This is a genomic window from Avibacterium endocarditidis (genome assembly GCF_965138825.1).
GTDB classification, from domain to species: Bacteria; Pseudomonadota; Gammaproteobacteria; order Enterobacterales; family Pasteurellaceae; genus Avibacterium; species Avibacterium endocarditidis.
Window position 1 is genome coordinate 57,039 of record NZ_CBCSDH010000006.1, and the last position, 25,279, is coordinate 82,317.

Annotated in this window: 21 protein-coding genes; 13 read left to right on the top strand and 8 right to left on the bottom strand. The window is 42.0% G+C overall.

What is annotated here, in order from left to right:
- The first annotated feature begins 25 nt into the window (after positions 1 to 25).
- Positions 26 to 1,702 (top strand): DNA repair protein RecN, encoded by a 1,677-nt coding sequence (gene recN, locus ACNAV8_RS04835; protein WP_415777304.1) that lies wholly within the window; start codon positions 26 to 28, stop codon positions 1,700 to 1,702.
- A gap of 307 nt (positions 1,703 to 2,009) precedes the next feature.
- Here recN and plsB read toward each other — a convergent pair whose 3' ends face one another.
- A complete protein-coding gene (plsB, locus tag ACNAV8_RS04840) occupies positions 2,010 to 4,442 on the bottom strand; it encodes a glycerol-3-phosphate 1-O-acyltransferase PlsB (RefSeq protein WP_103854608.1) in 2,433 nt (810 codons plus the stop codon).
- Between the two features lie 226 nt (positions 4,443 to 4,668).
- Here plsB and lexA point away from each other — a divergent pair, with 226 nt between their 5' ends.
- From lexA to ACNAV8_RS04880, 8 genes are all read left to right on the top strand, one after another.
- Positions 4,669 to 5,304, top strand: a complete 636-nt coding sequence (gene lexA / locus ACNAV8_RS04845) for a transcriptional repressor LexA (protein WP_103854609.1) — start codon at positions 4,669 to 4,671, stop codon at positions 5,302 to 5,304.
- Positions 5,305 to 5,717: 413 nt separating this feature from the next.
- Complete coding sequence (rpsF, locus tag ACNAV8_RS04850; protein ID WP_103854031.1) at positions 5,718 to 6,095, top strand: 30S ribosomal protein S6; 378 nt, start codon at positions 5,718 to 5,720, stop codon at positions 6,093 to 6,095.
- The gene (gene priB, locus ACNAV8_RS04855) at positions 6,082 to 6,408 is read left to right on the top strand and encodes a primosomal replication protein N (RefSeq protein WP_103854030.1); all 327 of its coding nucleotides are present in this window, start codon (positions 6,082 to 6,084) and stop codon (positions 6,406 to 6,408) included. Before rpsF ends, priB begins: the two co-directional genes overlap by 14 nt.
- A 12-nt stretch (positions 6,409 to 6,420) precedes the next feature.
- Positions 6,421 to 6,645, top strand: coding sequence for a 30S ribosomal protein S18 (rpsR, locus tag ACNAV8_RS04860; protein WP_035687245.1), 225 nt, complete (start codon positions 6,421 to 6,423; stop codon positions 6,643 to 6,645).
- Positions 6,646 to 6,662: 17 nt separating this feature from the next.
- Positions 6,663 to 7,112 (top strand): 50S ribosomal protein L9, encoded by a 450-nt coding sequence (gene rplI / locus ACNAV8_RS04865; RefSeq protein WP_103854029.1) that lies wholly within the window; start codon positions 6,663 to 6,665, stop codon positions 7,110 to 7,112.
- 192 nt (positions 7,113 to 7,304) lie between these two features.
- Positions 7,305 to 9,707, top strand: coding sequence for a ribonuclease R (gene rnr / locus ACNAV8_RS04870; RefSeq protein ID WP_415777305.1), 2,403 nt, complete (start codon positions 7,305 to 7,307; stop codon positions 9,705 to 9,707).
- Between the two features lie 88 nt (positions 9,708 to 9,795).
- Entirely contained in the window at positions 9,796 to 10,536 is a 741-nt protein-coding gene (gene rlmB / locus ACNAV8_RS04875; RefSeq protein ID WP_103854028.1) for a 23S rRNA (guanosine(2251)-2'-O)-methyltransferase RlmB, read from the top strand.
- Between the two features lie 2 nt (positions 10,537 to 10,538).
- Positions 10,539 to 11,087, top strand: coding sequence for a DUF5358 domain-containing protein (locus ACNAV8_RS04880; protein ID WP_103854027.1), 549 nt, complete (start codon positions 10,539 to 10,541; stop codon positions 11,085 to 11,087).
- Between the two features lie 361 nt (positions 11,088 to 11,448).
- On the opposite strand, the gene metK is transcribed toward ACNAV8_RS04880, so the two are convergent.
- The 4 genes from metK to ACNAV8_RS04900 all read right to left on the bottom strand — a co-directional run bounded on the left by metK (position 11,449) and on the right by ACNAV8_RS04900 (position 17,264).
- Positions 11,449 to 12,603 carry a methionine adenosyltransferase gene (gene metK, locus ACNAV8_RS04885; protein ID WP_103854026.1) on the bottom strand — a complete coding sequence of 385 codons (1,155 nt, stop codon included), beginning with the start codon at positions 12,601 to 12,603 and terminating at the stop codon, positions 11,449 to 11,451.
- A 134-nt stretch (positions 12,604 to 12,737) separates the two neighbouring features.
- Complete coding sequence (gene lnt, locus ACNAV8_RS04890) at positions 12,738 to 14,276, bottom strand: apolipoprotein N-acyltransferase (RefSeq protein ID WP_103854025.1); 1,539 nt, start codon at positions 14,274 to 14,276, stop codon at positions 12,738 to 12,740.
- A complete protein-coding gene (gene corC, locus ACNAV8_RS04895) occupies positions 14,273 to 15,175 on the bottom strand; it encodes a CNNM family magnesium/cobalt transport protein CorC (RefSeq protein ID WP_103854024.1) in 903 nt (300 codons plus the stop codon). Before corC ends, lnt begins: the two co-directional genes overlap by 4 nt.
- A 136-nt stretch (positions 15,176 to 15,311) precedes the next feature.
- Positions 15,312 to 17,264: an LTA synthase family protein gene (locus tag ACNAV8_RS04900; protein WP_415777307.1), complete on the bottom strand. Its 1,953-nt coding sequence runs from the start codon at positions 17,262 to 17,264 to the stop codon at positions 15,312 to 15,314.
- A gap of 240 nt (positions 17,265 to 17,504) precedes the next feature.
- Between ACNAV8_RS04900 and lepA the strand changes: the two genes are divergently transcribed.
- Genes lepA through era form a run of 4 tightly spaced genes read left to right on the top strand, consistent with a single transcriptional unit; the run spans position 17,505 to position 21,967 of the window.
- A complete protein-coding gene (lepA, locus tag ACNAV8_RS04905) occupies positions 17,505 to 19,298 on the top strand; it encodes a translation elongation factor 4 (RefSeq protein ID WP_103854974.1) in 1,794 nt (597 codons plus the stop codon).
- Positions 19,299 to 19,310: 12 nt separating this feature from the next.
- Positions 19,311 to 20,342: a signal peptidase I gene (lepB, locus tag ACNAV8_RS04910; protein ID WP_415777308.1), complete on the top strand. Its 1,032-nt coding sequence runs from the start codon at positions 19,311 to 19,313 to the stop codon at positions 20,340 to 20,342.
- An 18-nt stretch (positions 20,343 to 20,360) separates the two neighbouring features.
- Complete coding sequence (gene rnc, locus ACNAV8_RS04915) at positions 20,361 to 21,047, top strand: ribonuclease III (protein ID WP_103854020.1); 687 nt, start codon at positions 20,361 to 20,363, stop codon at positions 21,045 to 21,047.
- On the top strand, positions 21,044 to 21,967 hold the full coding sequence (gene era / locus ACNAV8_RS04920) for a GTPase Era (RefSeq protein WP_415777309.1): 924 nt from the start codon (positions 21,044 to 21,046) through the stop codon (positions 21,965 to 21,967). The genes rnc and era overlap by 4 nt, the downstream gene beginning before the upstream one ends.
- A gap of 295 nt (positions 21,968 to 22,262) precedes the next feature.
- Here the strand turns inward: era and ACNAV8_RS04925 are convergent, their stop codons facing one another.
- From ACNAV8_RS04925 to ispG, 3 genes are read right to left on the bottom strand one after another with little or no spacing between them, the layout of a single operon-like run.
- The gene (locus ACNAV8_RS04925) at positions 22,263 to 22,874 is read right to left on the bottom strand and encodes a YfgM family protein (RefSeq protein WP_103854975.1); all 612 of its coding nucleotides are present in this window, start codon (positions 22,872 to 22,874) and stop codon (positions 22,263 to 22,265) included.
- Positions 22,875 to 22,883: 9 nt separating this feature from the next.
- Positions 22,884 to 24,155, bottom strand: coding sequence for a histidine--tRNA ligase (gene hisS / locus ACNAV8_RS04930; RefSeq protein ID WP_415777310.1), 1,272 nt, complete (start codon positions 24,153 to 24,155; stop codon positions 22,884 to 22,886).
- Between the two features lie 10 nt (positions 24,156 to 24,165).
- Positions 24,166 to 25,272 (bottom strand): flavodoxin-dependent (E)-4-hydroxy-3-methylbut-2-enyl-diphosphate synthase, encoded by a 1,107-nt coding sequence (ispG, locus tag ACNAV8_RS04935; RefSeq protein WP_103854016.1) that lies wholly within the window; start codon positions 25,270 to 25,272, stop codon positions 24,166 to 24,168.
- Positions 25,273 to 25,279: the final 7 nt, after the last annotated feature.

Here is a 25,279-nt window from a genome sequence, read left to right on the forward strand (position 1 = left end):
CTATACAGTTAAACGGGAGTGTATTATGCTTACTCAACTTACGATTAATAATTTTGCCATTGTTCATCATCTTGATATTGAATTAGCACAGGGAATGTCCGTCATCACGGGTGAAACGGGTGCGGGAAAATCCATTGCCATTGACGCTCTTGGCGTGTGTTTAGGGCAACGTACCGAAAGTGCGATGCTGCGTGAGGGGCAAAACCGTGCGGATATTTGTGCCACATTCCACATTGTGCCAAACAGCCCTGCGGATAAATGGCTCAAAGCCCAAGAATTGCAAGATGAAGATAATCCAGAAAACTGTATTTTACGCCGTGTGATAAGCGCAGATGGGCGCTCCAAAGGCTTTATTAATAGTATTCCTGTTTCTGCCAGCCAGCTTAAAGAGCTGGGCCAGTTTTTAATCCAAGTGAACGGACAACATTCCTCACAACGTTTACTAAAAAATGACTATCAACTCACTTTATTGGATCACTATTGCGCTCATAATGATCTCCTTACCAAAGTGCAAAAGCACTATCGCCAATGGAGAGATCTACAACAACAAGTGGCAAACTTCCAACAAAAATGCGCAGAAAATGAAGCGAAAAAACAACTTTTGCAATATCAGGTAGAAGAACTTGATGAGTTTAATTTACAAGAAAATGAATTTGCAGAATTAGAAGAAGAATACAACCGCCTTGCCAACAGTGAAGAGCTTACCGCCCTTTCTCAATCCGTGCTAAATTTATTAAGTGAAAATGATGAGCTAAACGTGGATAGTCTGCTCTATCGTGCGGTGCAAAATTTAGAAGAATTACACGCACTTGATCCACACTACAACGATGCACTCACAATGTTGCAAGAAGCGCTGATTCAAGTGCAAGAAGCCAGCTCTGAGATCCAACATCTATCTAGCAATATTGAACCTGATCCTTATCGCTTACAAGAAGTAGAAAGCCGAATGAGTCAAGCTCTTCAACTTGCGCGTAAGCACAATGTAAAAGCCGAAGAATTGGTTGCGTTACATCGATCCTTAAGACAGGAACTCGATCAGCTGGTAGATTTTGCGGATAGCGAAGATGCGCTCATTGAACAGGAAAAACAAGCTTATGCACAGCTGTTAGAAAATGCGCAAGCTTTGAGTGCAAGCCGTCAAAAAGGGGCGGAAAAGCTCTCAACGCAAGTTACCAAAGGGATTAAACAACTGGCAATGGAAAATGCTGAATTTTCTATTTGCGTGGAACAAGCGGAAAATAAACTGACCGCTCAGGGAATGGATCAAGTGCAATTTATTTTGCAAGCGAATCTTGGACAATCTGCTCAACCTTTGGCAAAAGTAGCATCGGGTGGTGAGCTTTCTCGTATCGCGTTAGTGTTACAGGTGCTAACCTCTGATAAATCCGCCATTCCAACGCTTATTTTTGACGAAATTGATGTAGGTATCAGTGGCGCAACTGCAAGCGTAGTAGGGAAATTATTACGCAAGTTAGGGCAAAAATGCCAAGTTATCTGCGTTACCCATTTACCACAAGTGGCCTGCTGTGGTCATCAGCATTTTTCTGTAGAAAAACAAACCATTGACGGAAAAACTGAAACAAAAATGACCGCACTTTCTCAGCAACAGCGTGTAAAAGCTTTAGCAAAATTACTTGGTTCAACCAAGGTTACCGAAAGCGCCTTAGCCAATGCGGAAGAAATGCTCAGTTTAATTGCATAGCTTTATGGAAAGAGCCCTAGCAAACAGCTAGGGTTTCTTATTGTGTGTTGTTAAGATGATTGAGATACAAATTGCTCAATTTCTTCCATTTTTTCACCGCACTTTTTCCACCTCTCTTTGTTCCACTGAATTTTTTAATAGTGAACCTGATTTCAGTATAAATCATCGGTGAAAACTTTTCTCTGCGTTTCTTGATCACCTTAGCAATCTGATTGCCACCTAAAATAGATACTACATTTCAAAATACAAAAAAACCTTAGCTATTTGCTAAGGTTTTTTACTTATTTGGAAATATTAAATCACAACATTAATCAATTTCTTCTGTTTTTTCCACCGCACTTTTAATCGTGAGTCGAACTTCAGTAGAAATCATTTGCGCAAGAATTTCGCTGAGTTCGTCAAGTAACGCTTCGTTCACTTGGTTATTCTCATCAAAATAACCATATTGTTTTAGGTTACCCACAAACGCAGAAAACACCGCTTTATCAAAAAACTCTGGCGCATTAATGCCGTGTAACACAGATAAACGTTGCGCCACCGATTGACTTTCTTTTTCCAATGTCGCACGGGAAATGGTTGGAGCATTTTGTAGAATGCTCACAGTGATGTAATAACGCTGTAAAATTTCTCTCACGCCCGATGACCAAAGTTGCAACATTCTGACTTGCGGTTTATGAATTGCGAGCAAATTCTCATTGCACTGAATAATATTTTGTCGTTGCAATTCTTGAATAATATTTTCGACACGCTCTTTTAATTCATCATCGCTAAAATGTAAGAATAATTCACCGCGCAAGAATGGATAAATTTTTTCAACAGCCTCCAACACAAGATCTTTTTGGATTGCACCATAATGCAACACAATGCTTGCCACTAAAGAAGGCAAAGCGAATAAATGCTGAATATTGTTGCGGTAATAGGTCATCAACACCGCAGAATTACGCTCTAAGCGAATAATTTCGCCAAAATTATCTTTTTCAACCAGAACGCCCACACGATCAAGGTTTAAAACGTGATCGAGCATTTCTTCTGGCGTTTCGCTTGGCACAATCACATCATCAGAATAAGGCACATTCTGCAAAAATTGCTGATAACTTGCTAACTGCTCTAATAACTGTTTACGCGTCAAGGCACGCTGGCGAGAGGACAACAATGCCGTCCCCGTTAAATTCATCGCATTAACCGCTGCGGCATTATTAATATTCACCATAACTTGGTTTGAAACGGAATCAACCGCTTTATTAAACCATTGTGAACGCTCATCTTCTGAATGCGGTTCTTTCCACTCTGGGAAATGTTGGTTCAAATAACTGCTTAGTACAATCGGCTCTCCAAAGTTCACATAGCCTTTACCTAAATTACGCAATTTTTTAATTACGCGTAACACTAGCCCCGCATTTTCTTTCTCTTTTGCCGCTCCACGCAATTCTTTAGCGTAAGTGTCCACTTCTAAAACGTGCTCATAGCCCACATAGACAGGCACGACAGAAATTGGGCGCGTTTGGCGTTGCTGTAAGGCTTGTAAGGTCATTGACATCATCCCTGTTTTTGGCGCAAGTAAACGCCCGGTACGAGAGCGGCCACCTTCAATGAAATATTCAACTGAATAGCCTCGATGGAATAATTCTGCTAAATATTCGCGGAAAATGGTGGAATAAAGGCGATTTCCTTTAAAGGTACGACGGATGAAAAACGCCCCGCCACGACGAAACATTGCGCCAACAGGCCAAAAGTTCAGATTAATTCCTGCCGCGATATGGGGAGGAACTAAGCCTTGATGATATAACACATAAGAAAGCAATAAGTAGTCGATATGACTGCGATGGCAAGGCACATAAACAATTTCGTGGCCCTCTAGGGCTAGTTTGCGCACTCGGTCGGCGTGTTGCACATCAATACCTTGATAAAGTTTATTCCATAACCAACGTAAGAAACGATCCGCTACACGCAAGCCCTCATAGCTCACATTTGCAGCGATTTCATCTAAGATTTTATAGGCTTCTTTTTGCGCTTTTTCGAGAGGGATTTTCTTGCTTTTTGCGTCATCCTCAATGGCTTTTAAAATAGCGGGTGATTGTAATAATTTGTTAAACATCGCTTGGCGGTTAGGCAGGCGAGGGCCGGTGGCAGAAATGCGTTGTCTGGAAAAATGGATTTTGGCAACACGTGCTAATTTGGCAGCAATTTTTTTATCTGAACCGTGTTCATTAACCATATAACGCAGAGAAACTGCTTGCGAAAAACGCACAAAGGTATCACGGCCAAACCAAATAGCTGCGGCAAATTTTTGAATTCCATTTAATAAACGTAAATTTGGCAAGCCTGCTTTATTTTCGTGACCAGGCGAACGTCCCCATAATACCGAAACAGGAATAAGCTGGACATCAAGATCCGCTAAAGTGCGGTGTAATTCGAGATATTTATTAAAAATAGTAATAGTTTCTTGCTTTGCCCCTTTAGATTTAAAAAATCGTCTCCCTTCATCTAAAAACACAAAGCGAGGCAATGAAATACCATTGATTTCATTTTTTTCAAATGGATCGGGCAAGCCAACACTTAAACAGTTTTTACGAAAAATCACCAGATCCGTTTGCGAGGTATAAGGCAATACATAGACCATTGGTTGATGGATATTTAGTGATAATTCTTCAATAGGATTATGAGGAATCGGATTATTTTTTACTAAAATAGAAAGTGGTAATTCCAATAATTTTCGATATAAATTGAGCACACTTATCATATAAATTCCATACTTTATTTACTCAGATAAAAAGTAGCGGCATTTTACCACAAAACTTTGGCATTTTTTTTCAATTTACGCGGATATAAGTTGATTTAGCGCTAAAATTTCGCGTAAATCTAACAAAAATCAAACAAATCCCGTTAATAAAAAAAAAGAAGATTGCAACAATTTCATTTCTGTATATAATGTCAGTTAATATGTATATAAAAACAGGGGAATAATAATGACAATGATGAAAGCCCTCACCGCCCGTCAACAAGAAGTTTATGAACTATTGAAACGCCATTTGGAAAGCACTGGAATGCCACCAACAAGGGCGGAGATTTCTCGAGAGCTAGGATTTCGCTCACCCAATGCGGCAGAAGAACATCTTAAAGCCCTTGCACGAAAAGGCGTAATTGAAATTATCCCAGGGGCATCGCGTGGTATCCGATTACTTGCAGAAGAGAATGAGGAAGAAGAATTTGATGGCTTGCCACTTATTGGCCGTGTCGCCGCTGGTGAACCGATTTTAGCGGAACAACATATTGAAGGCACTTATAAAGTGGATGCCAATATGTTTAAACCTCAAGCGGATTTTTTACTTAAAGTGTATGGTCAATCAATGAAAGACATTGGCATTTTAGATGGCGATCTTTTAGCTGTACATAGCACTAAAGATGTAAGAAATGGACAAGTGATTGTCGCCAGAATTGAAGATGAAGTTACAGTAAAACGCCTTGAACGCAAAGGCTCGATTGTTTATCTTCACGCTGAAAACGAAGAATTTGAGCCGATTGTGGTTGATCTTGCTGAAACAGAACAATTTGAAATTGAAGGCATTGCGGTGGGGATCATTCGTAATAATGCGTGGATGTAACTCATTTATTTGCTTTATTCACTATTAAAAAATTCAAAAAATTGCACCGCACTTTGGTTATAAATACAAGTGGTTACAAAGCTAGCGATGAGGTGACGAGAGCCTGAGTTTTACAAGCTATCTTTGAATTGTATGCTCATTGAATTTACTGAATGAGTTCCATTAAAGTGCGGTTGTTTTTTGTGAAATTTTTTGAGTAATTTTGAGTAAACTGATGCTTTTTACATATATTAAAAGTGTGCAATTTGAAACTCAAAATTTCCTTATAAAATAACATAATTTCCCCTTGTGCTTTTTCGTTAATCCTGTATAATCGCACGCCTTACAGCTACATCATCATTTTCGTTCCTTGCTTCCGCAAGATTGGTAGCTGGTCTTACAGTCGGAGGCTGATTAACCCGTAAGGAGCAGTAATGCGTCACTACGAAATCGTGTTTATGGTTCATCCGGACCAAAGCGAACAAGTACCAGCGATGATTGAGCGCTATACCAATTCTATTAAAGAAGCGGGCGGTCAAATCCATCGTTTAGAAGATTGGGGTCGCCGTCAATTAGCTTACCCAATCAACAAATTACACAAAGCACACTATGTGCTAATGAATGTAGAAGCGCCTCAAGAAGTCATCGACGAGCTAGAAACAACTTTCCGTTACAACGACGCAGTTCTTCGTAACGCAATTATTCGTACTAAGCACGCCGTAACAGAAGCGTCCCCAATGGTTAAAGCACGCGAAGAGCGTAAACCTTTAGCTGAAGTTGAAAACAACGATTTTGAGGATGCTGAAGAGTAATTCAAAGATTGATAATCGCTTCTCATTAATTGGTCAAGTCAGCGACTTTCCCAAACGAAGCAAAAGCCCTAACGGAATTGAACACTGCCGTTTTTATTTAGAGCATCGTTCTGAACAACAAGAGGCAGGATTACCCCGTCAAGCGTGGTGTAAAATCGCAGTTCAAGTTAGTGGCAATCAGTTAATTGCAAAAACTCAAAGCATTACGGTCGGCAGTAATTTATTGATTGTGGGGTTTATCACTTCGCACAAATCTGCAAATGGTTTAAGTCAATTAGTATTACACGCCGAGCAAATCGAATTTATAGATTAGGAGACTAGCCAAATGGCACGTTATTTCCGTCGTCGTAAGTTCTGCCGCTTTACAGCGGAAAACGTTCAAGAAATCGATTACAAAGATATCGCAACGTTAAAGAACTATATTTCAGAGAGCGGCAAAATTGTTCCAAGCCGTATTACCGGTACTCGTGCGAAGTATCAACGTCAATTAGCTCGTGCAATCAAACGCGCGCGTTTCTTAGCGTTACTTCCATACACTGATAATCAGTAATTAAGGAGAATACGGTAATGCAAGTAATTCTTTTAGATAAAGTTGTTCACCTTGGTAATGTAGGTGATCAAGTTAATGTTAAATCTGGTTATGCACGTAACTTCTTAATCCCACAAGGGAAAGCAGTTATGGCAACTAAAGCTAACATTGAATATTTTGAAGCACGTCGTGCAGAATTAGAAGAAAAAGCAGCGAAAGCACTTGTGGCAGCAATGGATCGCGCAGAGCGTCTTGAAGCCCTTGAGTCTGTAACCATCGCAAGTAAAGCGGGTGATGAAGGCCGTTTATTCGGTTCTATCGGTACTCGTGATATTGCTGATGCAATCACAGCTCGTGGTGTTGAAGTAGCGAAAAGCGAAGTTCGTTTACCAAACGGTTTAATCCGTACTACTGGTGAACACGAAGTTCGTTTCCAACTTCACGGTGAAGTATTCGCAAACTTACGTCTTATCGTAGTTGCTGAATAATCACAGCTTTTTATAAGATAAAAAAACCCAGCGCGCGCTGGGTTTTTGTTTGTGGCGATATTTTATATTCTTACTATTTACAAATAAAAACGATAAAAAGCACTTTGCCTAAAATATCCCCAATTCTTTCCTTGCTTTCCCCTTCCTGCAATGTCAAACTTACAGCAATCTATGCCTTATAAGGAAATCATTATGGCTAAAAAAATAACAAAAAAAACCACCGCACTTTCCGATCCAAATTATCAGCAGGAATTAAAGAAATATAGCAACCCTGTGCCAAGTCGTGAGTTTATTCTCAATATTATTCGTGATCATAATGCGCCAATGTCAAAAGAAGAATTATATGCCGTTTTGGCAATTCACGATGAAGAGCGCCAAGAAGCAATGCGCCGTCGTTTACGCGCGATGGAAAATGAAGGGCAACTTGTTTTTACCAAACGTAAACGCTATGCCTTACCAGAAAAATTAGACTTAATCAAAGGAATGGTGATTGGGCATAAAGAAGGCTACGGCTTTTTACAAGTAGACGGTGCAAAGCAAGATTTATTCATTCCCAATGGACAAATGAAGCAAGTTACGCACGGCGATTATGTTCTTGCGCAGCCAAGCGGTTTTGATCGCAAAGGGCGTCAAGAAGTGCGCATCGTGCGTTTACTTGAAGGACGCAAAAAGCATATTGTGGGCCGTTTCTTTTTAGAAGAAGGGATTGGCTATGTTGTGCCTGATGACAGCCGAATCAATCGTGATATTTTGATCCCCAATGAATATCGCCATGGCGCACGAATGGGGCAAGTTGTGGTGGTGGAACTCAAACCGCGCACCGCAATGTTTACCCGCCCAGTGGGAATGATTATTGAAGTGTTAGGCGAAAATATGGCAAAAGGAATGGAAACCGAAATCGCCATTCGCAATCACGATATTCCGCACGTTTTCCCAAGTGCGGTGCAAAAACAAGTCAAAAAACTCACCGAAGAAGTGCCTGAAGCGGCAAAAAAAGGGCGGGTGGATTTACGCCAACTTCCTTTAGTCACCATTGATGGTGAAGATGCGCGAGATTTTGATGATGCGGTGTATTGTCAGCGCACAGAAAAAGGCGGCTGGAAACTTTGGGTTGCCATTGCCGATGTGAGCTACTATGTTCGCCTGCGCACGGCACTAGATAACGAAGCCTATAATCGCGGGAACTCGGTGTATTTCCCAAATCGCGTTGTGCCAATGTTGCCAGAAGTGCTATCTAACGGCTTGTGTTCGCTCAATCCACAGGTCGATCGTTTATGTATGGTGTGTGAACTCAGTATTTCACCAAAAGGCAAAATGACCGATTACCGCTTTTACGAAGCCGTGATGAATTCTCACGCGCGTTTAACCTACACCAAAGTGGCACGCATTTTGGAAGGTGATGAAGAATTGCAACAGCGCTATGAATCCCTTGTTCCCCATTTGCAAGAATTACACCATCTTTATCAAGCCTTGGTAAAATCTCGCCAACAACGTGGCGCGATTGATTTTGAAACCATCGAAAGCAAATTTGTGTTTAATGAAATGGGCCGCATTGAACGCATTGAGCCAGTGGTGCGCAATGATGCCCATAAAATCATTGAAGAATGTATGATTTTAGCCAACATTGCCGCGGCGAATTTTATGGAAACCCACAATGAACCTGCGTTATATCGTATTCACGCAGGGCCAAGTGAAGAAAAACTCAGTGCTTTCCGTGCTTATCTCGCAGAGCAAGGGTTAAGTCTAGGCGGTGGTGCAAAGCCAACCACCGAAGATTACGCCAAATTACTGGCACAAGTGAAAGAGCGCCCTGATCACGAGCTTATCCAAACCATGTTGCTACGCTCTCTCAGCCAAGCGATTTATTCCCCAGATAATATTGGGCATTTTGGCTTAGCACTAGAGCAATATGCGCATTTCACTTCACCAATTCGCCGCTATCCCGATTTAACATTACATCGTGGAATTAAATACTTATTGGCTAAATTGCAAGGTTCAAAACGCAAAACCACAGATTCAGGCGGCTATCATTATTCCTTTGATGAAATGGATAACCTAGGCGAACATTGCTCAATGACCGAACGCCGCGCCGATGACGCGACTCGCGAAGTGGCAGACTGGCTCAAATGTGAATATATGCAAGATCACGTAGGCGAAGAATTTACGGGCGTAATTTCCGCCGTAACAGGATTCGGCTTATTTGTCCGTTTAGATGATTTGTTCATTGATGGGCTTGTGCATATTTCAACTTTGGATAACGATTATTACCAATTTGATGTAAACCGCCAGCAATTAATCGGTGAAAACAGCGGACGGATTTATCGTTTAGGCGATAAAGTGGAAGTGCGCGTAGAAGCCGTTAGCCTTGAACAGCGCCAAGTGGATTTCTCACTCATCAGAACTGAACGCAAGCCACGGCGCGAAGGCAAAACCGCCAAGGATAAAGCGAAAAAAGGCTTCCGCTATGCTGAAAGTGCGAAAAAACAAAAAGGGAAATCCGCCACTAAATCAACGAAAAAAGCGAAAAACAAAAGTGCGGTGAAAAAATCAGAAATTTCTGCTAAGAAAAATAAACGTAAATCGCACCGCACTTAATTAAATACACTTGCGAAAAACTGGCGGAAGGACGGCAAACAAGCGTATAATTCCGCCTAATTTTATGTATCAATGTTAAAGGATAACAATGTCTGAAAATATTTATGGAATCCACGCGGTTAGTGCGTTTTTGGCAAATGCACCTGAACGATTAATTGAAGTTTATGTGCTAAAAGGACGTGAGGATAAACGCTTACAGCCTGTTCTCAATACGCTTTATCAGCTTGGCATTTCCGTGCAATTCCTTAACCGCGAAACGCTGGATAAAAAAGCCAACGGCGAAGTACATCAAGGGATCATCGCCCGCGTGCAACCTGCCAAAGAATTAAATGAAAATGATCTGGATCGTATTTTACGCGATCAGCAAAATCCCCTTGTATTGGTGCTAGATGGCGTAACCGATCCGCATAATCTGGGAGCCTGTTTGCGTACTGCTGATGCAGCAGGCGTGTGTGCAGTGATCGTGCCAAAAGATAAATCAGCACAGCTCAATGCCACCGCACGCAAAGTGGCTTGTGGGGCGGCAGAAGTGGTGCCATTGATTCGTGTAACCAATTTAGCCCGCACCCTAAGAGAGTTACAACAGCATTATAATATGTGGGTGGTTGGCACCGCAGGGGAAGCAACGGAAACCTTATACCAAAGCAAATTAACGGGGGCGCTTGCGTTAGTAATGGGTGCAGAAGGGGACGGAATGCGCCGCTTAACCCGCGAAACTTGCGATCAGTTGGTGAGTATTCCAATGGCGGGATCGGTTTCTTCCCTGAATGTGTCGGTTGCGACGGGCGTGTGTTTATTTGAAATTGCTAGACAGCGCTTGGCAGGCTAACAATGAAAAAATTCGTTCTCACTTTTTTTATGAGTTTAGTTGCGGCGTGCAGTTGGCATAGTGCTACAACACCTATTCCAGCTCAATTTGCTGGGGCAGATTATGTGTTATCCGATAAAGATGCACAGCGTTGGGTTTCAGCAAGTCGCCAAGCGGAACAATGTATTTACCCCAATTTAACTCGCATTCAGCAAGCGCATTTTAGTAAAGAAGATGCTTATATCCACGCGCAATATGTGTTCTTCTATCCATTAGAAAACATTATCGGTGAAGAGTACCTCAAAATCATTCAAGATGATGAAAAATCAATGGGATATGCACAATACCAATTCAAAAAATTCAAACAAACCGAATTTGAACCTTTAACTCAGGCTGAATGTAATGTGCTACGCCTTAAAGCTCGCGATGATTTAGCCGTGGTGAAAGGGCAATATAAAAGTGGTATGGCAGAGGTTAGCAAAGAAGACAGCAAAGCAAGCAACGGCGTTGCCACTAATGATAATAAATTCTTCTTTGATATTATTAAATGGGGGGCTACCCTACTGCTATAAAAATCACAAAAATTTGCACAGTAGAAAAAAGGGTCATTTTTTAAACGATTAGTTGTTTTTTCAGAGCCTAAATCCCTGCTTTTCATAAGTAAAAAGATAATTTTGATAGCATTTCAGATTTGCATAAGCCCTCAAACATAACGATGTTATAGGGATAATAACTTTCAATGGTAGTACGTGCATTTATATCCTGAACCACCATCTAAATGCTTGAACTTGATCAATTTGCTTAATATCTTGTACTATAAGGCTTTCAGCCACTTTTTAACAACAATTTTTCAACTATGCTATTACCTGTCTAAGCAAATGAAAAACGCCATTACAACATATTGCAATAGCGCTTTTTTCAAACTCACTTAGTTTATTTCACCCCAGCTGCTGCTCTTAATTCTGCGGCGCGGTCGGTTTTTTCCCAAGGGAATTGTTCGCGTCCAAAGTGGCCGTAAGCGGCGGTTTGGCGGTAGATTGGCTGAATAAGATCAAGCATTTTGATCAAGCCGTAAGGGCGTAAATCAAAAAATTCACGCACTAAATTCACCAACAACTCATTGCTCACTTTGCCCGTGCCAAAGGTTTCCACCATAATAGATGTAGGCTCTGCAACGCCGATAGCATAAGAAAGCTGAATTTCACAACGATCCGCTAAGCCTGCGGCAACAATGTTTTTCGCTACATAGCGTGCCGCATAAGCAGCTGAGCGATCTACTTTTGATGGATCTTTACCTGAGAATGCACCACCACCGTGGCGCGCTGCACCGCCGTAAGTATCCACGATAATTTTACGTCCTGTTAAACCGCAATCCCCCATTGGGCCACCAATCACAAAACGGCCTGTTGGATTAATAAAATATTTGGTGTATTTGCCGAGCCATTCACTTGGCAGCACAGGCTTGATGATTTCTTCCATTACCGCTTCGTGCAAGGCATTTTGGCTGATTTCTTCCGCGTGTTGGGTAGAAAGCACTACTGCATCAATGCCAACAATTTTGTCGTTTTCATATTTTAGTGTAACTTGGCTTTTCGCATCTGGACGCAACCAAGGCAAAGTGCCGTCTTTACGCACTTGCGCTTGGCGTTCCATTAAGCGGTGTGCATAGGTAATCGCCGCAGGCATTAACACTTCGGTTTCATTGGTGGCATAACCAAACATAATGCCTTGGTCGCCCGCCCCTTGATCTAACGGACTTTCACGATCCACACCTTGATTAATATCGGAAGATTGTTTGCCAATGGCGTTTAGCACCGCACAAGAATGGCCATCAAAGCCCATATCAGAATGTTTATAACCAATATCACAAATTACTTGGCGGGTAAGATTTTCAATATCCACCCAAGCTGATGTGGTGATTTCGCCGCCCACAAGGGCCATACCTGTTTTTACATAGGTTTCACAGGCCACACGGGCTTTCGGATCTTGTTTTAAAATTTCGTCTAATACCGCATCAGAGATCTGATCGGCAATTTTATCTGGGTGTCCTTCTGACACAGATTCAGAAGTAAATAAATAAGATGACATAGCTTTCCTTTAGTCTTAAATAAATTTGTTTAGATGTTTTTGCGTCTAGACGGCTATAATACGCTTTTTCGTTTAGAAAGCAAGCATTAATTCATTTGCACGCTTGCTTCTACGAAAGAAAAAATTTGCAAAATTTACACCGCTCTTTTACGCATCATTCGCCACAACAAGAGATTCACACCTCGCAATATTACTAGCAAAAAGCATAATAAATACAATGGAATATCACCTAATTGTGCATAAGGGGTTTTGCCTACGGTTGGTGCAATACGCTGGGTTAAGGTGGTTTCCACGAACTGTGGTGCTTGGGCGATCACCTGACCTTTGGCATCAATAAAGGCAGTGATTCCTGTGTTAGTGGCGCGAATTTCAGGCTTGCCTAATTCTAACGCACGCATTCTTGCCATTTGCAAATGCTGCCAAGGGCCGGTGCTATTGCCGAACCACGCATCATTGGAAATGGTCAGTAAGAAATCCGTTTCTGCGTGCAGATTTTTCTGCACTTGCGCACCGAAAATAATTTCATAACAAATTGCAGGTGTAAATTTACGCTGTTTGGCTAAAAATGGTTGCTGAATTTCTTCCCCTGATTGGAACGCTGACATCGGTAAATTAAACACCGAGCCTAGTGGACGCAGCAAACTTTCCAACGGTACATATTCACCAAATGGCACAAGATGATGTTTGTTATAGCGGTTGCTAGTTTGCTCGCTATAAGGTAAATCAGGATCGCCTAAGTTTATGATGGAATTGAATAATTTCCCTTTTTGCCAGTCTTGATAAATTGTGCCAATCATCACTTGCGTCCCAGTATCTTTGGTTGCTTGCTGCAAGGAAAGTAAAAATCGCTGAATATCATTCTCTAAAGTCGGCAATGCGGCTTCTGGCAAAATAATAAGATCAGTTTTACCTAAATGCTGAGCGATAAGACGCCCATAGATCCCTAAGGTTTGATCAAGATAATGAGGTTCCCACTTCAAATTTTGTTCAATGTTGCCTTGCACAAGGGTGATGGTTAGGGCTTTTTCTGGCTTTTCTTGCGTATAATTGGCGCACGATGACCAGCTCGCTAAACCGCTTACAATTAAACACAACGCCGATTGTGAAGTGATCACCAACCATTTCTTATCTTTTTGTAATAGGTGAGAAATCAGCGAAAAAAGCACCGCACTTACCCACATTACAAAGAAAGTTAGCCCTTGCACACCAAAGATGGGCGCAAGCCCTGAAAATGGGCTGTCGATTTGTGTGTAGCCAAATTGCAACCACGGAAAGCCAGTAAATAACCAACCGCGTAAAAATTCGGTGAATGTCCAAAGCACGGGATAAAGTGCCAGATTATTCACCTTAAAGCGTTGAATTAAATAAGCAAACAACGTTGGAAACAGGGCAAGGTAAGCCGCTAGCAACACCACCAAAATATAGCTGAGCCACAAAGGTGAACCACCAAATTGGTGAATACTAACGTGTAGCCAATTCACCCCAAAAGTAAAAAAGCTCAAGCCCCATAAAAATGCGCCACAAAGTGCGGTGCTTTTTTTCACTGTTTTTGCCACCCATAATAATCCCAATAGGGAAACATAGGCCGCGCCCCAAAAATCAAAAGGAGAAAAGGCAAAAACGCCTAATCCCCCTGACAATAAAGCAATGAGATAAATTAATGCTGATTTCATTGAGTGCTATCGTTATTTTCTTCGTGAGTTTCCATTTCTTCCAAACATTCATCAGGCACGGTAACGCGCAACTGAATAATGCGGCGACTGTCTGCGGAAGTAACTTTGAAATGCAGGTTTTCAAGGGTGATTTCTTCGCCTCGCTTCGGCAAATGACCAAAGGCTTGCATTACTACACCGCCCACGGTATCCACTTCTTCATCGGCGAAATGGGTATGGAATTGCTGGTTGAAGTCTTCAATATCTGTTAATGCGCGCACTGCGTAAGTATGACGCGAAAGCTGACGAATATCCGCCACGTCTTCTTCATCAAATTCATCTTCAATGTCGCCAACGATTTGTTCCAAAATATCTTCAATGGTTACCAAGCCCGATACTGCGCCAAATTCGTCCACCACAATCGCCATATGAAAACGTTCAGAGCGGAAATCTTTTAACATTCTGTCCACCCGCTTACTTTCTGGCACGATCACCACAGGGCGAAGCAGGGAAAGTAAATCAAATTCTTCTGCATTAGAACGTAAAAATTTGAGCAATTCTTTGGCGTGTAAAATCCCGGCGATGTTGTCTTTTTCGTCCGTGATCACAGGAAAACGTGAGTGAGCGCTTTCAATAATGGTTTCCAAGCAAGAATCCAGATCCTGATCTGTTTCAATAAATACAATTTGCGAGCGCGGGATCATAATATCACGCACGCGCAATTCAGCGATTTCCATTACCCCTTCAATCATCTCACGGGTATCTTGATCGATTAATTCATTCTGTTCGGAATCACGGATCACCTCCACCAATTCCTCACGATTTTTCAGCTCACCTTGGAAAAATCGCCCAAAAAGAGAATGTAAAAAGCTCTTTTTGTTTGCTGTTTCTAAGCCAGTATTTTGGCTATCATCGGCCATTTTGTTATCTCTTATCTTCTTGGTTTATGAAAAAATAGTCGGGCTATCATATCAAAACTTAACCACTGAGCAAGGGGCAGGGAAGATTTTCTTATATTGAAAGAAAAAATTCCGTCAAAAAGTACCGCACTTTGTTTTATTTCGATTTTGTAGCTGGCATCGTGCGATACAGCTTTTGCTTATAAGCATAGCTGCCCCACAAGGCATAAGCTAAGGCTTCTTTTTTCATTGCTTCGGGAATTTCAGCTGGAATGAGCTTTCCTACTTGCGCATCATAACGGAAGCCTTGTACAGGTTGATTTTGCTGTAAAATCGCAACATCGTCCCCTTTGCGATAAGCCATTGTGCGGTCGAATTGCATTAGCGCACGATTCGGATCTTGCGGCTGGGTTAAATCATAACCGAGCATTGGATAATTGCCACTCGCCCCAATCAACGAAAGCAAGGTGGTCGGCATATCAATTTGGCTCACTAAACGGTTATCACGGCGTGGTGCAATGCCTTCCCCTAAAATCAGGGCTGGAATATGGAAATGTTTGATAGGCACTAAGGTGCTGCCATTCACGCGCGAATCGTGATCGGCAATCACTAAAAACACGGTGTCTTGCCAATAATTGGATTTTTTCGCTAATTGGAAAAAATCCCCCAAGGCATAATCGGCGTATTTCGCGGCATTGTTACGGGTTTGCTTAGGCTGTTCATAAAGTTCAATTTTGCCATCAGGAAACTCGAAAGGATCGTGATTGCTAGAAGTAAACACCAGACTAAAAAATGGTTTTCCACTTGTTTGCCATTGGCTAAATTGTTCATTGGCTTTGGCGAAAAGATCCTCATCGCTCACACCCCAAGTGGCGGTAAAGCGTGGATTTTTATAATCTTTTTCATCAATAATGGTTTCAAAACCATTGCCATAGAAAAAACTCGCCATATTGTCGAAGTGCTTTTCTCCGCCATAGATAAACGAAGTTTGATAGCCTTGCTGTTTTAAGAAATCCGCAATGGTGAAGAAATTATTTTGCGAACCGGATAATTTCACCACCGAACGGGCTGGCGTTGGGGTAAATCCAGCGGTTACCGCTTCAATACCGCGCACAGAACGTGTACCTGTGGCATAAAGATTCTCAAACAACCAGCCTTCTTTTGCCAATTCATCAAAATGCGGAGAAAGGGGCTTGCCACCTAGGGTTTGGACGAATTGCGCACCAAGGCTTTCTTCCAAAATAATCACTAAATTTTTTGGCTTGCCTTGATAGCTCGCCACGTTTTTTGTCATTGTTGGCAAGCTGTCAGAAATATAATCACTGGCAGGTCGCCCTCTTACCTGTTTAAGGGTTGCCACCACTTCGTCTAGTGGCATTTTGCCGTAAATTTCAGAAGAGCGATCTTCGTCTTTCATTTGCTGAATGGCAAACATTACGGAATAGCTAGAATTTAATACTAAAGAATTCACTAAGGGATCAGAAGAAAATGCCACCATTGCTGGGTTAATACCGCGATGCTGAAAACTTGATCTCGCGCCGATAAAGGTAAGTGCGCCGACAAGTAAGAACACCACAGGTCGCCAATACCATTTTGGATAAGACACATTTTTCCATAAATTAGCAGACAGTCGCCAGAAGCCATAAGCAAAAAGTGCGGTCAAAATTGGAGTTAAAATTAACGCCAGAATATGGCCGTTTGCGAGCATAGTAAACACTTCTTTTGGATTGACTAAATATTCCACAAACAAACGGTTTGGACGGAAATCATAGGTTTCGATAAAAGCAGGTGTGGCAATTTCCATAAAAATAATAAACACACCACTTAACACGAGCCATACGCGTACAAAGCCATTTACCAGCCGTCCAATTGAGCCATTACCTGCCAGAAAGCAAGTGAGCAAAATGGGCAAGGCGAATAACCAACATAGACTTGCTATATCAATCCTGATGCCTTGTAAGAATAGAGGAAGCCAGCCATCAACGGCAGAAATGCGATCGGCCTGCCAAATGCCAAGTAACAATCGGCTAATAGATAAAATAATGAGATTAATACAGAAAAAAATAAAAATAGGGGAAAATGCACCAAGTCGTTTTTTAAGGCAGTTCATAATATTCCTAAAAAAGAAAAAAGTTTGTGCTTGTTAGAGCGGTAAGAATGATAAAAGTTCTTGTAATTTCTTGCTTTTTTTATTTCAAACAAAAAAATAAATTCAAACGCTCAAAAGTATTAATGTTTTCTTCACTCAATCTTCCAAACGCAGAAATACTTTCCCTTTCATATAGCATAGCAACGCATATTCAGGTACAATCGCCCAGTCAAATTTTAGAGTTTAGTTTATTTATAAAATATGAAGAACATTCGTAACTTTTCAATCATTGCGCATATTGACCACGGGAAATCAACTCTTTCCGATCGTTTAATTCAAACCTGTGGTGGGCTGTCCGACCGTGAAATGGCGGAACAAGTATTAGATTCAATGGATTTAGAGCGTGAGCGTGGGATCACCATTAAAGCGCAAAGCGTAACGCTCAATTATAAAGCGAAAGACGGCGAAACCTATCAGCTGAATTTTATCGACACCCCAGGACACGTGGATTTTTCTTATGAAGTTTCACGTTCCCTTGCTGCTTGTGAGGGGGCATTGCTTGTGGTAGATGCAGGGCAGGGCGTTGAAGCGCAAACCTTGGCAAATTGCTATACCGCCATTGAAATGGATTTAGAAGTGGTGCCTGTGTTAAACAAAATCGACTTGCCTGCTGCTGAGCCAGAACGTGTGGCGGAAGAGATTGAAGACATTGTGGGCATTGATGCGATGGACGCCGTGCGTTGTTCTGCTAAAACAGGGCAGGGCATTGAAGATGTGCTAGAAGAAATTGTGAAAAAAATCCCCGCACCTGAGGGCGATCCTGATGCCCCATTGCAAGCCTTGATTATTGACTCTTGGTTCGATAACTATCTTGGCGTGGTTTCTCTCGTGCGTATTAAAAACGGTACGTTACGCAAAGGCGATAAAATCAAAGTGATGTCCACAGGGCAATCTTACAACGTGGATCGCTTAGGGATTTTCACCCCGAAACAAGTGGATACCCAAGTGTTAAACTGCGGCGAAGTGGGCTGGGTTGTGTGTGCCATTAAAGATATTTTAGGCGCGCCAGTAGGGGATACCTTAACCCTACACAATAATCCTGCAAGCACCGCGTTACCAGGTTTTAAGAAAGTAAAACCGCAGGTTTATGCAGGTTTATTCCCGATTAGTTCAGACGATTATGAAGCTTTCCGCGATGCGCTAGGTAAATTAAGCCTAAACGATGCGTCGTTATTCTATGAGCCAGAAAATTCCACCGCACTTGGTTTTGGTTTCCGTTGCGGCTTCTTAGGCTTATTGCATATGGAGATTATTCAAGAGCGTTTAGAGCGTGAATATAATCTTGATTTAATCACCACCGCGCCAACCGTAGTTTATGAAGTGTTGCAAACGAACGGTGAAGTGATCTATGTGGATAGCCCGTCAAAATTGCCACCGCTGAATAATATTAGCGAAATTCGTGAGCCAATTGCGGAATGTAATATGCTGTTGCCACAAACTTATTTGGGTAACGTGATCACCCTGTGCGTTGAAAAACGTGGCGTGCAGACCAATATGGTATATCACGGCAACCAAGTCGCGCTGACTTATGAAATTCCAATGGGTGAAGTGGTGCTGGATTTCTTCGATCGCTTAAAATCCACTTCGCGCGGTTATGCTTCATTGGATTATGGTTTCAAACGTTTCCAAGCCTCCGATATGGTGCGCGTGGATATTATGATCAACGGTGAACGTGTTGATGCGCTGGCGTTGATTGTCCACAAAGATAACGCCCCTTATCGTGGCCGTGAATTGGTGGAAAAAATGCGTGAGCTGATTCCACGTCAGCAATTTGATATTGCGATCCAAGCGGCCATTGGTAACCACATTATCGCACGTTCAACTGTGAAACAGTTGCGTAAAAACGTACTCGCTAAATGTTATGGTGGGGACGTAAGCCGTAAGAAAAAACTGTTACAAAAACAAAAAGAAGGTAAAAAACGAATGAAGTCTTTGGGTAACGTTGAAGTGCCACAAGAAGCGTTTTTAGCCATTTTACACGTTGGCAAAGATTAACAAGGAAAGAGAATGTCAAAATCAAACATATTTTTTATTCTATTAATTGCCGCAGGCTATGGAATATGGAAATGGTTGGAGCATTTAGGCTTGCCAAATACCTTCACCATTTTATTGATTTTATTAACCGCACTTTGTGGCGCGCTTTGGGCTTATTATCGTTTTGCAGTGCAGCCTAGACGTGATCGCCAAATTCAGCGCGTTGAACAGCGTAGCGGAAAATCGTTAAGCGAAGAAGAAAAAGCGAAAATCGAACCGATTTCAGAGAGCGGTGAGTTTTTAGCTTCACTTTTTCCTGTGCTTGCCTTTGTTTTGATTTTGCGTTCTTTCTTATTTGAGCCATTCCAGATTCCATCTGGCTCAATGGAACCCACTTTGCGTGTAGGCGATTTCTTACTGGTGGAAAAATATGCTTACGGCATTAAAGATCCCGTTTTTCAAAATACCTTGATCGAAACAGGCAAGCCACAGCGTGGCGATATTATCGTATTTAAAGCGCCACCAGAGCCAAATGTGGATTACATTAAACGCATTATCGGCATTCCAGGGGATCGCATTGAATATAACGAAGCGGATCGCCATATTACGATTACTTATGGTAAAGACGGCAAAGAATGTACGGAAAATTGCGTAACTAAAGCGTTTACTTATAGCGAACCGCAGCCTGATGCGGATTTTAATATTATCATCGGGCAAGATCGCCAAGGTAAGCCGGTATATAGCAATGTTCACCCGTTAAAAGTAACCGAAACAGGCGATGTAACCCACCAAATTCATTGGGATCCACAACCGCCGAATGCCACTTACTTGTATCAAGGTTATCGCAACCAGCAAAATTACATCACCGAATGGGTTGTGCCAGAAGGGGAATATTTTGTGATGGGGGATAACCGCAATCACAGTGCAGACAGCCGTTTTTGGGGCTTTGTGCCAGAGAAAAATATTGTCGGCAAAGCAAAATATATTTGGCTAAGCCTGGATAAAAAACAAGGCGAATGGCCAATAGGTCTGCGTTTTGAAAGAATGTTTAGCAAAATTGAATAAAATCGAATAATCAGAATAATGACAAAAAACTTAGAACGCTTACAGCGTAAAATTGGCTATCAATTCCAAGATATTAATTGGCTTAAGCAAGCACTGACGCACCGAAGTGCGGCGAAAAATCACAATGAACGCTTGGAATTTTTAGGCGATGCGATTTTAAACTACACCATTGCAGATGCTTTGTATCAGCAATTTCCAAAATGCAACGAGGGGGAGCTCAGCCGTATGCGAGCCACCCTTGTGCGCGAACCCACCCTTGCCCAACTGGCGCGAGAATTTGAGCTAGGCGAATATATGCTGCTTGGGCCGGGCGAATTAAAGAGCGGTGGTTTTCGCCGTGAATCTATTTTAGCTGATTGCGTGGAAGCCATTATTGGGGCAATTTCGCTTGATCAAGATCTGCCAACGAGTACGCAAGTTACGCGAAAATGGTATCAAGATCTGCTAAAAAATATCAAACCAGGGGAAAACCAAAAAGACCCCAAAACTCGCTTACAGGAATATTTGCAAGCGTCCCATTTCCCTTTGCCGAGCTACAAAGTAATTGATATTAAAGGGGAAGCGCATAACCAAACCTTTACCGTAGAATGTCGTGTGGAAAAAATCAAAAAAATTGACCGCACTTTTATTGGCGTAGGTTCAAGCCGCCGTAAAGCGGAACAAGCCGCCGCAGAACAAATCTTAAAAATATTGGATATAAAATGACACAAACAACAGAACATCACCAAGAACAGCCAACCTACTGCGGATTTATTGCTATCGTAGGGCGTCCAAATGTGGGGAAATCTACCTTATTAAACAAAATCTTAGGGCAAAAAATTTCCATTACATCAAGAAAAGCACAAACGACTCGCCACCGCATTTTAGGCATTCAAACAGACGGCCCTTATCAAGCCATTTATGTGGACACCCCAGGGCTGCATATTGAAGAAAAACGCGCCATTAACCGCTTAATGAACCGCGCAGCAAGTAGTGCCATTGGCGATGTGGATTTAATTATTTTCGTGGTGGACAGCATGCATTGGAATGCCGATGATGAAATGGTGCTAAATAAACTGCGCCGTGCTAAAGCACCTGTGGTGTTGGCGATAAATAAAATCGACAATATCAAAGATAAAGAGGATTTACTGCCATTTATCACCGAAATCAGCCAAAAATTTGATTTTAAAGCCATTATTCCAATCTCGGCACAACGTGGCAACAACGTGCAAGAACTGGAAAAAATCGTGTGTGAATCCTTGCGTGAGGGCGTACATCATTTCCCTGAAGATTACGTTACCGACCGTTCACAGCACTTTATGGCATCTGAAATCATTCGGGAAAAATTAATGCGTTTTATGGGCGAAGAGCTGCCTTATTCCGTAACTGTTGAAATCGAACAGTTCAAAACGAACGAACGCGGTACTTATGAAATCAACGCGCTAATTTTGGTTGAACGCGATGGCCAGAAAAAAATGGTTATCGGCAATAAAGGACAAAAAATCAAAGTGATCGGTACAGAAGCACGCGCTGATATGGAACGCTTATTTGACAACAAAGTTCATTTGGAGCTTTGGGTGAAAGTGAAATCAGGCTGGGCAGATGACGAACGCGCCTTGCGCAGTCTGGGATATATGGAAGAATAGACGCAAAGCAATTAAACTTGTATTGCTGCTTTCTTTCCTTTTGTCTATGGTATAAAGCCAACAATCCACATGTAACACATGTGGATTTTCAATTTCCACATAATTCTATAGAGCATTACATACAGCTAAAGAATAGCTTAAATACTAACAGCCTAACAATAACGGGACTTATCTGTTATATCACGAGAGATATAGAGAATATTTTCGCTATTCCGCTGCTTTGACTACATACACTATTCATAGCTGACCAAATTTAGTTATAAACAAGGCTTGCACTTGCAAGCCTTTAAAAAAATTATAAATTATTTAACCGCACTTGAATTAGATCAGCCTCAATCGGACTTGCTGTTTTTAGCCCTTGCTCAAAACTGGCTTTGGCACTTTCTTTATCCCCTTTGGCCAGTTGAATATCGCCTTTTAATAACAGCGAGGCACTATTCCACGCCTCACCTTTTACTTGTTGTAAAGAAGCCAAAGCATTATCAAATTGCTGCTGTTGGAACTGTACTTCCGCTAAACGTAACGCACTTACTGAGCGCAAAATATCATCATCTGCATTAGTTAAGGCTTGTTTAAGTAGATTTTCTGCTTGAGCAAACTCTTGTTTTTGCACAGAAATACTTGCAGCATCTAATAAGGCAAACACAGCATAAGCGGTTTTATCATTGCTTTGTGCGAATTGTTCTACACTTCCCACGTTTGCTTTATCCGCCTGAAATTGGCTCACAAGCTGTTCATATTGTGCTGAACGTTGTTGATTTTGCGCAATTTGATGAGATTGCCAATAACGCCAACCAAAAACGCCTGCAAGGGTTAGCACGAAAATCGCGACAACTAATTTGCCATTTTCTTTCCACCACGTTTTCAGTTCATTCAGTTCTTGTTCTTCTTCAATGGTATAAGCCATAGTTTTTCCTTATTCAAATATATTTTTAAAAAAATCTACCACATCAGCTTGCGCTAAAACTTGCTGTTCGCCACCAAGCAAATCTTTGACCACCACTTGCTGATTTTGTGCTTCACTTTCACCAATAACAAGGGCAAATTTGGCGCCCACTTTATCTGCGCGCTTAAACTGTTTCTTGAAATTTCCACCGCTACAATGGGTCATTGTGCGTAAGTGCGGTAAATTTGTGCGAAGTTTTTCAGACAATTGGAAAGCCGGCAAGGTCGTGCCTTCTCCCGTATGAACCACATAAATATCCACTGCATTTGGTAGATCAATATGCTGATTCACTTCTTGCACCAATAATACTAAACGCTCTAAGCCCATTGCAAAGCCCACGCCTGTGGTGGCGTGTCCACCAAGCTGTTCGACTAAGCCATCATAACGGCCTCCACCACACACTGTACCTTGCGCGCCAAGTGCGCTGGTTACCCATTCAAACACAGTTTTGTTGTAATAATCCAAACCACGCACTAATTTTGGATTCACCTCATAAGCAATCCCCATTGCATCAAGCAAGGCACATAGCTGAGCGAGATGCTCGCGACTTTCTTCATCAAGGTAATCTAATAATTTAGGCGCGTCGTTTAGCACTTGTTGCAGGGCTTGATTTTTGCTGTCTAAAATCCGTAATGGATTTTTTTCTAAGCGTTCTTTTTCTTCTTCACTAAGCAAATCAATGTGCTGCTGTAAAAATTCAACCAACGCAGAGCGATAATTTTTGCGTGCTTCTAAAGAGCCGATAGAATTGAGTTGTAAGCTAACGTGTTGATCGATACCAAGTTCTTTCCACAAGCGAGCCGTTAATAAAATGAGTTCCGCATCAATTTCTGGATTGGCGATCCCAAACACTTCCACACCTGCTTGATGGAATTGACGATAACGGCCTTTCTGCGGACGTTCGTGGCGGAACATTGGCCCGAGATACCACAAACGTTGCTCATTATTATAGATCCAGCCGTGTTCAATCGCCGCACGCACACAGCCCGCTGTTCCTTCAGGGCGGAGGGTAAGCTGTTCATCATTATCCCAAAAGGTGTACATTTCTTTAGAAACCACATCGGTAACTTCACCGATAGCACGCGCAAAAAGCGGGGTGCTTTCCACAATCGGCATACGTACTTCAGAATAACCATAACTTTGTAAAACATTACGAACCTTGCTTTCCACCCATTGCCACAACGGGCTTTCCGTTGGGGAACAATCATTCATTCCACGAATTGCTTGAATTGTTTTCGCCACAATATTTTCCTTAAATAATTCGATTTTTTGGATCTTGTTGTGCCACTTTAGCACGAATCTTTGCTTCTAATTGATTGATTAGATCTTCATTATCAAAACGTTCTTTTTGGCGTTCGCCATCAACATAATAACCGCTTTTCTTGTTGCCACCCGTAACACCAAGATCTGATACCAGTGCTTCGCCCGGCCCATTCACCACACAGCCAATAATGGAAACGTCCATTGGGGTGATAATATCTTCAAGGCGTTGTTCAAGGGCGTTCACTGTGCCGATCACATCAAATTCTTGACGAGAACAGGTTGGGCAAGCGATGAAATTAATTCCACGAGAGCGGATACGCAAGGATTTCAAAATATCAAAGCCCACTTTAATTTCTTCTACAGGATCAGCGGCTAAAGAAACGCGTAAGGTGTCGCCAATTCCTTCAGCGAGCAACATTCCAAGCCCCACTGCAGATTTCACCGCCCCCGCTCTTGCACCACCAGCTTCGGTAATGCCTAAATGCAACGGCTGTTTGATCGCTTTTGCCAATAAACGGTAACTTTCTACCGCAAGAAACACATCTGAGGCTTTCACGCTCACTTTAAACTGATCGAAATTAAGCCGATCCAAAATTTCAACGTGGCGTAAGGCACTTTCGAGCAAGGCTTCAGGCGTTGGCTCACCAAATTTTTCTTGAATATCACGCTCCAATGATCCCGCATTAACCCCAATACGAATAGGAATATTCTTATCTTTGGCACAATCCACCACGGCACGAATGCGATCTTCACGCCCAATATTACCGGGGTTAATACGCAAACAATCCACGCCATATTCCGCCACTTTCAAAGCAATACGATAATCAAAATGAATATCCGCCACTAATGGCACATTCACTTGTTGCTTGATTAATTTAAACGCTTCTGCTGCATCCATTGTAGGTACAGAAACCCGCACAATATCCGCCCCAACACGTTCAAGGGCTTTAATTTGTGCCACTGTGGCTTCTACGTCCGTGGTGCGTGTGTTAGTCATAGATTGCACGGCAATAGGTGCATCGCCCCCTACGGGAACATTGCCCACATAAATTTTTGTCGATTCACGACGTTTAATATTCGGTTTAAATGACGACATTATGATC